The organism is Mesorhizobium sp. M1403 (assembly GCF_040317695.1).
Lineage (GTDB): Bacteria > Pseudomonadota > Alphaproteobacteria > Rhizobiales > Rhizobiaceae > Mesorhizobium.
Genome location: NZ_JAMYKY010000002.1, coordinates 510,084 through 522,418 on the forward strand (window position 1 = coordinate 510,084; position 12,335 = coordinate 522,418).

Sequence of the window (12,335 nt, forward strand, 5' to 3'; positions counted from 1 at the left end):
GCCGCGCTCGCATAGGCGCGCCGCACGGCGTCGGCGAGAAGCATCGCATCCAGGCGTTCGCCCTGCCGGGCTTCCGAGACCGCCAGCCGTCGCCGCATTTCGGTGGCTCCTTGAAAATTGTCTCAATCATGTTATGTTGGACGAAATCGTGAAATGTCAGACATTGGAGGCTGCGTCATGGCGAAGGCAGCGAGGAAGAAACACACGGGTGGTGGCGCGGAACGGCAAGGGAGATTTGCCATTCAGAAGCGCGCCGGTATGGCCGGTATAATCGAAATGACGAGGAAGGCCGGCGAGCCACTTCCGAAGACTGGTCGGGCAACAAAGACCGGCAAGTCTGTCGCGGTCAGCAGAACCCGTGTTGAGGCCGTCATGAAGGCGGCGGAACGTTCTGGTCTGCTGGGTGAGAAGAGCACGCGGATCGGTGGTCGTATCAGTCCGGCGCTGATCGAAAAAGCCAAGAAGCAGACCGGGATCAAGACTGACACCGACTTGATCGAATTCGCCCTCGCCAATGTCGCCCTCGACGACAATTTCGGACAGACGTTCAGAAAGACGAGAGGCACCGTCGATCCGACGCTTAAGCTCGGGTTCTGAGTTGACTGACTTTGATTTTGCCAGTTCTGTCCGCTGGGCACGATTCGATCCTCAGGAAAGGCTGTCTCGCCGCAAGGACGACGACCTTCCGTTCCTCGGTGATACTGCCGAGGCGGGGCAAGAGCTGATGCTCGATACCTGTGTCTACATTGATGGTTTGCAGAGCCACGCCCCGGATGTTGTCGCCGATCTGCTCGATCTCAGACTGAGTAATCATTCGACGGTTGCCATCCAGAAACTCATGCACACCGTCGGCGTGCTGGACCCCAAGCATCCCGGTACAAAGACTGCAATCAAACACATTGGCGCTACCGTTCGCGGCATGCACCCGCATCGTGTCTTCGCACCGGATACGGACGTGCTTGGAAAAGCTGCGCTGCTGTCCGGCATCATGTGCCGCCTTCAGGGCTACCAGAAAGATGCTCGCCTCCGCGCGCTTCAGGATTGTGTCTTGTTCCTGCAGGCGCAGAAGCTAGGGTTCACGGTACTCACAGCGAACATCAGCGACTTCGATTATCTTCTTCAGCTAATTCCGACCGGACGGGCGCTGTTTTACCGGCAAGCCTGATCGTCACGCCCGGGACACCATCATTTGCAAGCTCTGCTTAGCGTCCCGGAGCACAAGAACCCTATCAATCGGTTCCTGATCTGGGATCTACCGTCCGGTCATTCGCGGCGTGCTGAAGCAAAGACACTCACCATCGCGCTCGCGATTGTCGACATTGCCGACGTGGCCCGACATCGACGCATCCATCATGCTGCCGAGGCCGCCGGCGATCTGCGCGTCGCCACGGTTTACTCCCTGGGAATAGGGGGACCTCTGCTTGATGCTCATAGACCGCGATCGGCGGGCTGAGGTATCGTGGCGAAAATTTCTGGGCGTCGGCATCTATGCCAAGCGAAGCGCCGCAACGGAGATTTTGATGGCATCGGTGGAGGTAGGACAAGAGTGTGGAATGCCTCGGGTGCTGCGCATATTCGAGCTCGGCAGGACGAGAACTCATGATGCATGACGACCAGGTGGATATCGACATCGATATCGCCCGCCAGATGATCCGCGACCAGTTTCCCCAGTATCGTCATGAAGACATCACCTCAGTTAGATCGTCGGGAACCGTCAATGTCATCTTCCGCATTGGCTCGAAGAGCACGGCGCGGTTCCCACTGAGGGCGATGAATCCGACCGAATGCGCCAATATGCTTCGGTCAGAGGCCGCTGCCATGGTCGAGATTGGGGAACATTGCTTATTTCCGACGCCTCAACCGATTGGGCTCGGCGAGCCAGGTCCTCACTACCCAATGCCATGGGCGTTACAAACTTGGATCGAAGGCGAGGTTGCCACGCCGCACGGGCTAAGTGGATCGACGACGTTCGCCCTAGACCTTGTACACCTCGTGGCATCGTTGCGCCAAGCGGACACACGGGGCCGACGCTTCGACGGGCAAGGACGTGGTGGACATCTCTCCGATCATGACGATTGGATGAGTGTTTGCTTTGAAAACAGCGAGGGCCTTCTTGATGTGGCTCGACTGCGCGATTTGTGGACTCGCTTCCGGGAGTTGCCATCCGCTGGGCCTGTCGTGATGACTCATAGGGACCTTATCCCAGCAAACCTTCTCGTGCAGGGCGGGCGTCTTGTCGGAGTGCTTGATGGCGGCAGTTTCGGACCAGCCGACCCGTCGCTAGATTTGGTAGTCGCGTGGCATCTTCTAGACCGCGAGCGAAGAGCGACCTTTCGGTGCGGCCTTCAGGTTGAAGATCTTTGGTGGAAGCGTGGTGTTGCTTGGGCATTCCAGCAGGCAATGGGTCTCGTCTGGTATTACCGTCGCACCAACCCCGCCATGAGTGCGCTGGGGCGCAGCACGATCTCTCGCATTCTCGACGATCCGGACATCTGAATCGCGCAGTCCCTCCGTCGGGACGGACGTTCGTTTCCTAAACGGGGTTTGTCTACCATGCGCCGGAGTGTCGCGAGACACCGAACCAACTGCTCGCGGCGCCAATCGCGCACATCACGAGGATATCGCTCAAACTTTTGATCGGCCACCAACCTCCTCCCTCCGCTTGCCTTCGTCTTTGAAAGACAACGTCAGCGTTTCGTGCAATTTGCCGAGTGTGCCGTCCTTGCGAAAACGAATTCCCTGGACGACGAAGGTGACATGCCCGCTGAACGAGATCTGGCGGGTGCTGTCGCCCGGGGCACGCGTCCAGAAGCCGCCAAACAACGCCATGCGCTTGGGGGCTTGAAACCAGTCGAAAAGCGCCATATGTTTTGCACAGTAAATACGGCTGCTAATATGACAAGGAACTCCATGGGGCAAGCCCTCAAGAAATCCATGCAGAATGAACCCCTGGTTTTGTCCTATATGGACCGTGCCGGGAAAATTGCCGTTGACCAGGTGGCCGACAGCTTTGGAATGTCCAAGGGTCAGTTGGCTCAGACGGCCGGGCTTGCCCGCGAAACCCTCTATCGGCTGGAGCGCAGCCGCACGGCAAAGACGCAGGGGCGTCTGCGCGAGATGCTCGAAATCATCAGCCGCGTGACGGATTGGGCGGGAGGCAAGGAACAGGCCATGGCCTGGTACCGAGCCCAGCCGCTGCCGGCATTCGGTGGACGCACCGCCGAAGCCCTCGTGAAGGACGGCAAGGCCGCTGCTATTCGCGACTACCTCGATCACATGGCCCTGGGTGGCTTTGCTTGAGGTTTGTCGGAACCTGCTACAGGGCGCATGATCCACGTTGGGCATTCAAGCCGAGTTCCGGTGATGGAGCGGCGATCAGGGGCGCTCGATTCAATCCCAAAGGTGTGCCCGCGCTATATCTGGCGCTGACCGTCATGACGGCTGTCAAGGAAGCCAACCAGGGCTTCGCGCATCGCATCGACCCCTGCGTGCTGTGCTCTTATGAGGTGGACTGCGAGGACATCACTGATCTGACAACCGAGCAGGGGAGGGGAGAATCTTCTGTCACGCTTGCGGACATGGGGAGCGCCTGGGCCACGGCTCTCAGCAACGGAGAGCGACCTGCATCCTGGTCCATCTATGACCGGCTGCGGCCTGAAGGCATCGCTGGAATTCTGGTGCCGAGTTTTGCTCCGGGCGCGGAGACGGAAGACCGCAATCTGGTGCTATGGGACTGGGGTCCCGATCTTCCGCACAAAGTGAACGTGTTCGATCCGAGCGGTCGGCTGCCGAAAGACCAGCTGTCCTGGCGATGAAACAGGCCCGGAGGCTCCGGGGCAGCCCGAATGGCCGAAAACCAGTCTTTTGGCGCTCAGGGTGAGGCCGTTCGCGCGAACCTGAGCGGCGGAATAACGGCAGAGGAGGGGTTTTTTGCCTCGTTAGAGGTCGGAAGCCCTGGTCAGGTTGATGCGGAAGCGATCTCTGCGGCGCTGATAGCGGCGGGTCATCTCCGAGGAGTTATGGCCGAGTTGTTTTTGCACATAGCGATCGTCGACCTCGGCCGACGAGGTCAACGCGCAGCGAGTGGCCGGCGAATTTGACGATGCGGGCCATTGTCGAGGAGCAGCGGGCAAGGCGCAGCAATGACGATGATCGAATTTTTCTCTTCAAAGGCGGGGTTCGAATAGGACAACTAGGACTAGCAGCCCCGCCAGCGCGTGTTCCTGCTGGCCGCTGTCCCAGCGTTAGCGCGAGGGCCTGGCTCCCACGCCCTGCATCGTCAGCGACCGATCGGGAGCACGGGCTGCTCCGCAGACTCGACTTCATATCAGCTGGCGCTAATTATCGTCCCCTGGGTGAAAAACCTTAGAGGCGACATGCTGAAACCATCAAGGAAGAACAATGTTCGAGAGAGCCGACTTCTATCTCTTTTTCGCAGCTATGGTGATCGTATCACAGTACGGCGGGTCACACGCAAACTTCATTCGTACCGAGATTGGCTCAGAGCCTTTGCCCTGACGCACCTCCCGACGAGCAAGGCTCATCACTGCAATGCCTGCGATCGCGATGTAGCGGCTTTTTACCGTTTCGGAGCGTACACTCTTATCTGCCCGCTTTGTCATGCCGTGGATCGTGAGCGGTTTTTGATTTGTGCTCTAGACCGTAGGCTTATCAAGTTGCCGGCGGGGCAGCTTGAAATTCTCCAGATTGCGCCGAGCGAGAAGGGTCTTTCAAAGAGACTCTCTCAAGCGGGCAATCTAATCAAAGCCGATTTCGAGCCGGGACGGTACGGGCCCGATACCGTGAAAATTGACCTGATGGACATGCGTCGCACCAGCGATCTCGATATCGTCGTCTTAAGTCATGTCATGGAACACGTACCTGATGATCGGCATGTGTTTCGGCAACTTTGGTCATCTCTTAAGCCCCGAGGGCAGGTCTGGATCCAGGTGCCGCTTATTTATCGCCAAACGATCGAAGCGACGCCATCTATGTCACTGAGCGAGCGCGACGAGCGCTTTGGTGGATCGGATCACGTGCGAGCCTACGGACCGGATATCAAGGAGCGTATCGAGGACGCCGGCTTTACGGTCACCCGAATAAATTCAGATCGTATACCCGCCGCGGATCGCGACCGGCTTGGGCTTCTCTCCGATACTCTCTTTGTGGCAGAACGGCCCGAGTAACCCAATTTGGAATGAAAGCATTGTTGCCACGCTTGTCCGCTTGGGCCTGCCTTCGGGCGCCGGGCCGGCTTTGCCCAGCCAACCCGGACGCGAGCGGACAGATTTGGTTCCGTGGGGCTCCATCTTCGAAACTGCGGCGACCGTTTTAAAGAAATCAAAAGGCTGCCGAAGGCGTCATCTTGGCGACGAGGCCATGATCGGCGAATCCCACCCCTCCGCGACCATGATCCGAGGGATATCTCGCGCCTTGCCTCTCAAAAAGTGGTTTGTCTACCATGCGACGGAGCGTCGCGAGGAACATAAATCAATAGAAAAATCAATGCCTTAATGACTAGACCTTCGTTCCTTGATGCCTCGCAAACTTGTCTAGGTGCAGAATAGGAGCCGCGTCTACAACTGCTCGCGGCGCCAATGGCGCCCAAAAGGCATACGTCGACGAAGCTGGTGCACGACGAGGCATTGAGCATCCACAGCCTGCGGCGCCTCTACGCGTTGATGACCCGAAGCCGCCTTACGCATTGCCTGTTGACCCAGGCATATCTTCTCTGTCCGCACAAAAGGCATACAGTGGTATAAACAGGAGATATCGTCGGTTTCCAATCTGATAACGGATGAAGGGAGTTGAGTGATGTTCACGAACAGCAAACGTTTTTCGCGCCGTCGGTTCCTCGGCGTCAGCGCCGGCGCCTTCGCAGCCGGCCCGTTGGGCCCGTTTGTGCGAGCGGCATGCGCGCAGGTGACGACATTCAAGGCCGGCGTTATCACCTCGCTGTCGGGCGAGAACATCCTCGGCGGCAACCTGACCAAACGCGGTTACGACCTATGGGCGGAGGCCGTCAACGCCAAGGGCGGGGTTGAAGTCGCCGGCGAGCGTTTCAAGGTCGACATGTTCTACGGTGACGACCAAAGCAACCCCGCGACCGGCGCCGATGCCGCCGAGCGCCTGATCGTCCAGAATGAGGTCGACGTGCTATTCGGCCCTTACACCAGCGGCTCGACTATCGCCGTGCAGCCGATTTGCCAGAAGTACCAGGTGCCGATGATTTCCGGCTCCGCGGAATCCCCAAACGTCTGGAAGGCCAAGCCGGAATTCAACTTCGGCATCATCCCGGCCGTGGACACCACTGCGGGTAAATCGCTGGCCGTGCTGGCGAAACTGTCTAACCCCATGGCCAAGACGATTGCTGTGATCGGCGTCAACGAACCCTTCTCGAAGGAAACCGGCGAAGGTTTTCGCGACGGGGCCAAGGAGGCCGGATTGGAAGTCGTCGCCTACGAATTGGTGCCGGCCTCTGGCGACCTTACCCCCGTCATCTCTAAGATCGCAGCGCTCAATCCCGATATCGTCGCCGTCGGCGGCCATGAGGAGCCGCTGATCAATGTCGTCAAGACCTCCAAGTCGCTGAACTTCCGGCCCAAGGCGCTGATAATGCACTATGGCGTCACCGACCCGGCCTTCGCCCAGGCGCTCGCCGCGGACGCCGACGGCACCTGCGGCGTCTCCGTGTGGCTGCCGTCAGTTTCATATAAGGACGACCTCTTCGGCACCGCAAAGGAGTTTGCCGAGATGGCGCAAAAGAAGTCCGGGCACGAGCCCGACTATACCGAAGCGGCCTGCGCGGCCAGCGGTCTCGTTTTCGGCGATGCCGTCAAGCGGCTTGGCAAGAAGCCGGGGCTCACGCCTGAAGACAGGGTGGCTCTTAAGGACGCGATAGCCGCGACCGACATCCAGACCTTCTACGGACCGATCAAGTTCGAGAAGGAAGGCAACCACTACCACGACAACGTCCAGCCGGTGCCGGTGCTGATCCAGATTCAGGGTGGCAAGACCGTAGCGGTGGGGCCGAAAGAGGCCGCGGCAGCGGACCTCACCTACCCGCTGCCAGCTTGGAAATAGCCGGTTCTGGACAGGGTGGGGGCGGCCTCGTCGCCATCACCCTTGCCCGGCGCAATGACGGTGGTTGCGCGTGCTCGGAAAATGACGGACCATGCTATCGTGTGTACGGCCGCTTTGCCGCGGCACTCCGCTCTTTCGTTGGCTGACGGACGGTTCCCGCGTTGGATCTATTCCTACAGACCTTGCTGAACGGCCTTCTGATCGGCGGCGTCATCGCCACTTTTACGATCGGTTTCCAGCTCGCTTTCGGCGTGCTGCATGTCATCGATTTCGCGGTGGGCGGCTGGGTCGTGCTGGGCGGCTATCTCGGCTACTATATGGGTGCCGGACTTGGTGTCGACGGATTCCTGGCGATCCCCGTGGCCTTCATGCTATTCGGCGCCATCGGCTATCTGATTGGGCCGATCCTCTACAATGTCCGCAACAGCCGCACGGCGCGGCCGGAATTGATGGCGCTGGCGTTGACCTTCGGCCTGTTCACACTGCTGCGCGGCGGCATGCTGACCGCGTGGGGCTTCAATACCCACAGCGTGCCGACCGTGTTGAGCGGAGAGAGCCTCGCCGTCGGCCCCGTGACGGTGCCACTGATCCGCGTGGCCGCGGCGGTCTTCGCGATCGCCATCGCCGGCGGACTGTTCCTGTTCCTCTACCGCACCCGCTATGGGTTGGCGATCAGAGCGACGGCTGAAAACCGGCAGAACGCCGCACTGATGGGCGTCAACATCCGCCGCCTCAGCGCCACTGTTTACGGGCTCTACGCAGGCATCACTGCCATGGCCGGCGTACTAATGGGTGCAATCTTTTCAGTGAACCCGGAAGTCGGCCTGCGCTATACTCTGTTCGCATTTTTCGTGGCTGTGCTTGCCGGCTTGGGCTCCGTCGGCGGTGCCCTCGTCGCCGCGCTGCTGCTCGGCGTCATCGAAGCCTTCGTCGCGACCTATGTCGGGTCGAGCTATTCGCTGCTGGCGATCTTCGGCACCCTATTTCTCGTCCTTCTCGTGTCTCCGCGCGGGATCCTGCGGCACGGCTTGTGAGGCGGGACATGAAGCCACGCTGGGCCGTCCTCCTCCTGCTGATCGCCGTAATCGTTGTGCTGGCGCTGCTGCCGATGCTGGTCAACAACTACTGGCTGCGCATTGCCACTGGCGCGCTGATGTGGGCGGGGCTGGCCTGCTCCTGGAACATGCTCGGCGGCTATGCCGGCTACATCAATTTCGGCCATTCGGCCTTCTTCGGGCTCGGCGCCTATGTTACGGCGCTGCTGATGGGCGACAGGCTCGCCTGGCCCTTCTTCGCCACCCTCCCGGCCGGTATCGTGGTGACGGCGCTGTTTGCCATCATCATCGGCGCGCCGACGCTGCGCTTGCGCGGCGCCTATTTCGCCATAGCCACCTGGGCCTTCGCCGAGGTGCTCATACAGTTCGCCTCGGTGATGGACTTCACCGGCGGCATCGGCGGCATTGGGCTGCCGCCCTTTCTTGACGAGCGCTTCTTCTACTTCGCCATGTTCGGCGCGGCCGCGCTCACCTATCTCATTACGTGGGCGCTGTTCGAGCGCTCGCGTTTCGGGCTGAAGGTCAAGGCACTGCGCGATCATGAGCCGGCGGCCGAGGCTATCGGTATCAATACTTCGCTGGTCAAGCTGCAGACCTTCGTGCTCAGTGCCGTCACCGCCTCGGTATTCGGCGCGATCTTCGCCTACTGGGTCACGTTCATCAATCCGAAAAGCGTCTTCGGCGGCGACATCACCGATCAGATGGTGGTGATGGTGCTGCTGGGCGGGCTGGGCAGCCTGTGGGGGCCGGCATTGGGCGGTGTGGCGCTCTTTGTCGTAAACCGCATCATCTGGATGTACTGGGGTGACACCGCGTTCTATATCGCCATATTGGGCGCGGCCATCGTGCTGGTGGTGCTGTTTCTGCCGAACGGCATCGTCGGCATGTTTTCGAGGCGCGTGGCCAAGTCTGGCGCCGTGCTGGACAAGGCGGTCGGCAATCTTGTCGGCGGCGGCCCGGGACGGCCCAGTTGAGCGCCGCCGAGGGCAAAACGGCTGGCACCGGCGAACCTATTCTCGTCGTGCGCGAACTCCACTGCCATTTCGGCGGCATCAAGGCCGTCAACGGTGTCTCCCTGGACGTCGGTCGGCGCGAGATCGCCGGCCTGATCGGGCCTAACGGGTCTGGCAAGTCGACTCTGTTCAACCTGATATCGGGCACGGTGACGCCGGATCGTGGCCAGATCCGCTTCGACGGCCACGAAATCGGCGGCCGAAAGGCTCACACGATCGCGCGGCTGGGGCTTGCTCGCACCTTCCAGATTCCGGCCATGTTCGACAATATGAGCGTCACCGAAAACCTGCTGGCGGCTGCGGCCGAGGGCCACTGGCGGGGCGCGCGCGAACGGGCGGCCGATACGCTGGCGCTGCTCAAGCTGGAGCATGTCGCAGACAACCGCGCATCCGATCTTTCGGGCGGCCAGCAGAAACTGCTGGAGTTCGGGCGCGTTGTGATGCGCCAGGCCTCGCTCATTCTGCTCGACGAGGTGACAGCGGGCGTGCATCCCAGCATCCGCAAGATCATCGTGGAGGCCATCGCGCGGCTGCGCGAGCGCGGCACCACCGTCCTGGTCATCGAGCACGACATGGAAATGGTGCGGAACGTGTGCGACCGCATCATTGTCATGGATGCAGGCCGTGTCGTGGCCACCGGGCCTTTCAACGACATCGTTCGCAATTCGGAAGTTATGCAGACCTATCTGGGGCGGCTACAATGAGCACCACGCTCACCGCCGACAACATCGTCACCGGCTACGGCAAGCAGGAGATCGTCCATGGCGTCTCGCTGAGCGCGGAAGCTGGCAAGATTACCTGCATCTTCGGGCCGAACGGCAGTGGCAAGTCGACCCTGCTCAAGGCCATTGTCGGCGCGCTGCCGGTGTGGAGCGGTACGGCGCGCCTGGGTGAATCAACACTTTCCAACCTTGCCGTCCATGAAGTGGTGCGCCAGGGTCTGGTGTTGATGCCGCAGGGCGGCGGTGTGTTTCCGCGCCTGACAGTGATGGAGAATTTGCGCATGGGTGGCTACGCCATCGCGGACCGGCGGATAGTCGAGCAGCGCATCGAGGCGCTGATCGAGCAATATCCCTCTTTAGCACGGCGGCGGCGTACCGCGGCCGGTTCGCTTTCGGGCGGCGAGCAGGCAATGCTTGCGCTGGCGCGGGCACTGGTTTCGGAACCGCGCTTCATTCTGCTGGACGAGCCTTCCGCCGGATTGTCGCCGGCCATGGTCATCGAGACGCTCGAACGCATTACCACCCTCACCGCGCACGGCATTGGCATTGTGATGGTGGAGCAGAACATCCGCGAGGCGATGCCGATTGCGGACAAGCTTTACATCCTGGCGGCCGGCGAAAAGCGCTTCGAGGGGACGCGTCGGGACGTGCGCGACGACCGGCAGATCATGGAAATCTATATGGGGGGAGCGTGAGAGAAGCGGTCGACACCCCAGCGCGAGTTGCAAGTGCCAAATCTCGCTTGGCAGTTAATTCTAAGAAGGCGGTGATTTTCGGCAGTCAATTGGGAGAATGATCAGGCGAGATCGGTTGTCGTACAGAAGTTCAAGCCTGCTGCTCAGAACCTGAACACTCGCCTATGGCCGACTTGGCGAGACCCTTTGTGTCGAGCAACATTTCCGGTCTCATATCCAACTCCCGCCGTTCGTTTGCCGAAGATCTCGCCGCAAAGGGGAATGTTCAGATCACCGGCCCGGCGCTTCGCCGAAGGCACCGGCAGGATTGCCAAGACGGACCGGCTCCTTGCCAAAGCGAGCGTTGAAGTCCGCCATGAACTCAGGCGCATAAGCATTGGTCTCCTTGATCGTGCTGATGCCGCGCAGGCGCAGTGCCTTCACAAGCCGGTCCTGGAGTGTCTGATTGCCGCGCTCAACACGTCCTTTGGCAACCGGCACGCGTTCGCCCGCAGAATATTAGAGAGATGGCCCCGAAATGGATGTTGCGTAGGAGCCCGGGATCGACGGGCGTCACTGCAGCACTTCTTGATGGATTATCATGTCCGCGGCCCGCTGGCCGATCATCATACTGGGCGCATTGGTGTTGCCGCCGATCAACTTCGGCCGCGTCCAGGAGGGCAAGGGGCGCAAGGACCGCCACTCCACGCTGTCGCCGCGACTGCACGAACTGCATGGCGTCTGGTGGCTTGAGGGCGGCGACGGGGCGTGAAGCTGCCGCAGCTTGCCTGTTTCCGCGCCCAACCCGGTCTACGCGTAGGAGCACCGCGCCAGTTTTGGCGCTTCGGTTCTGCGAACCGCGGCGATGTGTTCACTTCCGCCCAATCCCGATGTTGATCGGGTTGCGGAGGATCGCTGAGGCGCTGCCCTGGGCACGGTCGCGGACCATGCGATCGAGCGTCTCACGGAGACCTCGCGCTCGCTTTCGCTCAACTCGAGGTGCCCGAGCACCTCCTCGACGATCGGATTGCTCCACAAGATTCAGTCCCACAGTTCCTCACCCATCTTGAAGTCCGTGCTCTCGATTATCGTCTCGACACTGATCTCGTGCAGCCCGGCAGCGGCGAGTTCTCGACGCAGCCTCTCGGGATCACTAAGTTGGAATGGTAGCGGCGGCGGATCCACAGGGGGACGATCAAAGTCCGGGCGAACAGATCGGACGGCCTCCACCAGAAAACCAAGGAAGTCGATCTGGTGCGGATTTCCATAAGCAATGACCAGAACACGGCCGCCCGGCTTGACGACCCGAGCCATCTCGCGAATGCCCCTCGGCATGTCAGGAAACAGCATGACGCCGAACTGCGATCCGGCAATGTCGAAGCCGTCGTCGTTTAAGGCGAGCGCGTGGCCGTCCATTACACGGGTCTGCACTGATAATCCTTCCCTCTCCGCGCGTTTGCCGAGCAACTCCAGCATCGTGGGAGACTGGTCAATGGCGAAGAACCTCGGCGCCCATGCGCGCCGCCGGGCTGGTGAGCGCGCCGCTGCACGTCGAGCAAGCGCATTCCGGAACGGAGCTCCGCCCTGTTCAGCGCCTCGCTGCCGAGCCATATCTGCGTCTCGGTATTGGTTCGGTCATAGCCCGGCGCGATCCGATCCCAGGCTTGCCGTGTTTCAATCGGCACGCGGTCGTCTTCCGACTTCGCTTCGACAGCAGTGTGTTTCCGCTCCGCAGCTTCTTGCAGTTCCGTCGTGCCTAAATCGTTCGTGGACATGGTTTTCTCCGGT

Annotated in this window: 15 protein-coding genes and 2 pseudogenes; 12 read left to right on the forward strand and 5 right to left on the reverse strand. The window is 60.6% G+C overall.

The features are described 5' to 3' along the window. The first annotated feature begins 177 nt into the window (after window positions 1-177). Both NKH01_RS07145 and NKH01_RS07150 read left to right on the forward strand, forming a co-directional pair. Window positions 178-597 carry a hypothetical protein gene (locus NKH01_RS07145; RefSeq protein WP_352717629.1) on the forward strand — a complete coding sequence of 140 codons (420 nt, stop codon included), beginning with the start codon at window positions 178-180 and terminating at the stop codon, window positions 595-597. Window position 598: 1 nt separating this feature from the next. Next, the gene (locus tag NKH01_RS07150) at window positions 599-1,165 is read left to right on the forward strand and encodes a type II toxin-antitoxin system VapC family toxin (protein ID WP_353019761.1); all 567 of its coding nucleotides are present in this window, start codon (window positions 599-601) and stop codon (window positions 1,163-1,165) included. Between the two features lie 87 nt (window positions 1,166-1,252). On the opposite strand, the gene NKH01_RS07155 is transcribed toward NKH01_RS07150, so the two are convergent. Continuing rightward, window positions 1,253-1,432: a hypothetical protein gene (locus tag NKH01_RS07155; protein WP_023723152.1), complete on the reverse strand. Its 180-nt coding sequence runs from the start codon at window positions 1,430-1,432 to the stop codon at window positions 1,253-1,255. 167 nt (window positions 1,433-1,599) lie between these two features. Here NKH01_RS07155 and NKH01_RS07160 point away from each other — a divergent pair, with 167 nt between their 5' ends. Then, window positions 1,600-2,496 (forward strand): aminoglycoside phosphotransferase family protein, encoded by an 897-nt coding sequence (locus NKH01_RS07160; protein ID WP_353019762.1) that lies wholly within the window; start codon window positions 1,600-1,602, stop codon window positions 2,494-2,496. A 129-nt stretch (window positions 2,497-2,625) separates the two neighbouring features. On the opposite strand, the gene NKH01_RS07165 is transcribed toward NKH01_RS07160, so the two are convergent. Then, window positions 2,626-2,865, reverse strand: a complete 240-nt coding sequence (locus tag NKH01_RS07165; RefSeq protein ID WP_353019764.1) for a hypothetical protein — start codon at window positions 2,863-2,865, stop codon at window positions 2,626-2,628. Between the two features lie 45 nt (window positions 2,866-2,910). Between NKH01_RS07165 and NKH01_RS07170 the strand changes: the two genes are divergently transcribed. After that, the gene (locus NKH01_RS07170) at window positions 2,911-3,300 is read left to right on the forward strand and encodes an antitoxin Xre/MbcA/ParS toxin-binding domain-containing protein (RefSeq protein ID WP_031195508.1); all 390 of its coding nucleotides are present in this window, start codon (window positions 2,911-2,913) and stop codon (window positions 3,298-3,300) included. Then, on the forward strand, window positions 3,297-3,815 hold the full coding sequence (locus tag NKH01_RS07175) for an RES family NAD+ phosphorylase (protein WP_352496553.1): 519 nt from the start codon (window positions 3,297-3,299) through the stop codon (window positions 3,813-3,815). Before NKH01_RS07170 ends, NKH01_RS07175 begins: the two co-directional genes overlap by 4 nt. A gap of 123 nt (window positions 3,816-3,938) precedes the next feature. Here NKH01_RS07175 and NKH01_RS07180 read toward each other — a convergent pair. Beyond that, window positions 3,939-4,107: pseudogene (locus NKH01_RS07180) on the reverse strand (integrase); the annotation flags it as partial. A gap of 269 nt (window positions 4,108-4,376) precedes the next feature. Here NKH01_RS07180 and NKH01_RS07185 point away from each other — a divergent pair. The 6 genes from NKH01_RS07185 (at window position 4,377) to NKH01_RS07210 (ending at window position 10,568) form a co-directional block, all read left to right on the forward strand. Further along, the gene (locus NKH01_RS07185; protein WP_084643179.1) at window positions 4,377-5,186 is read left to right on the forward strand and encodes a class I SAM-dependent methyltransferase; all 810 of its coding nucleotides are present in this window, start codon (window positions 4,377-4,379) and stop codon (window positions 5,184-5,186) included. A gap of 628 nt (window positions 5,187-5,814) precedes the next feature. Continuing rightward, window positions 5,815-7,083: an amino acid ABC transporter substrate-binding protein gene (locus NKH01_RS07190; protein WP_023723181.1), complete on the forward strand. Its 1,269-nt coding sequence runs from the start codon at window positions 5,815-5,817 to the stop codon at window positions 7,081-7,083. A 161-nt stretch (window positions 7,084-7,244) separates the two neighbouring features. After that, on the forward strand, window positions 7,245-8,117 hold the full coding sequence (locus NKH01_RS07195; protein WP_352496556.1) for a branched-chain amino acid ABC transporter permease: 873 nt from the start codon (window positions 7,245-7,247) through the stop codon (window positions 8,115-8,117). 8 nt (window positions 8,118-8,125) lie between these two features. Then, window positions 8,126-9,112, forward strand: a complete 987-nt coding sequence (locus NKH01_RS07200; protein ID WP_352496557.1) for a branched-chain amino acid ABC transporter permease — start codon at window positions 8,126-8,128, stop codon at window positions 9,110-9,112. Next, entirely contained in the window at window positions 9,109-9,855 is a 747-nt protein-coding gene (locus NKH01_RS07205; protein ID WP_353019765.1) for an ABC transporter ATP-binding protein, read from the forward strand. The genes NKH01_RS07200 and NKH01_RS07205 overlap by 4 nt, the downstream gene beginning before the upstream one ends. Beyond that, window positions 9,852-10,568, forward strand: coding sequence for an ABC transporter ATP-binding protein (locus tag NKH01_RS07210; protein ID WP_352790370.1), 717 nt, complete (start codon window positions 9,852-9,854; stop codon window positions 10,566-10,568). Before NKH01_RS07205 ends, NKH01_RS07210 begins: the two co-directional genes overlap by 4 nt. 321 nt (window positions 10,569-10,889) lie before the next feature. Here the strand turns inward: NKH01_RS07210 and NKH01_RS07215 are convergent. After that, window positions 10,890-11,045 (reverse strand): annotated as a pseudogene (locus NKH01_RS07215) (ISNCY family transposase); the annotation flags it as partial. Window positions 11,046-11,148: 103 nt separating this feature from the next. Here NKH01_RS07215 and NKH01_RS07220 point away from each other — a divergent pair. Beyond that, window positions 11,149-11,319, forward strand: coding sequence for a hypothetical protein (locus NKH01_RS07220; protein ID WP_353019766.1), 171 nt, complete (start codon window positions 11,149-11,151; stop codon window positions 11,317-11,319). A gap of 269 nt (window positions 11,320-11,588) precedes the next feature. Here the strand turns inward: NKH01_RS07220 and NKH01_RS07225 are convergent, their stop codons facing one another. Continuing rightward, window positions 11,589-12,158, reverse strand: a complete 570-nt coding sequence (locus NKH01_RS07225) for a class I SAM-dependent methyltransferase (protein ID WP_353019768.1) — start codon at window positions 12,156-12,158, stop codon at window positions 11,589-11,591. Window positions 12,159-12,335 lie beyond the last annotated feature (177 nt).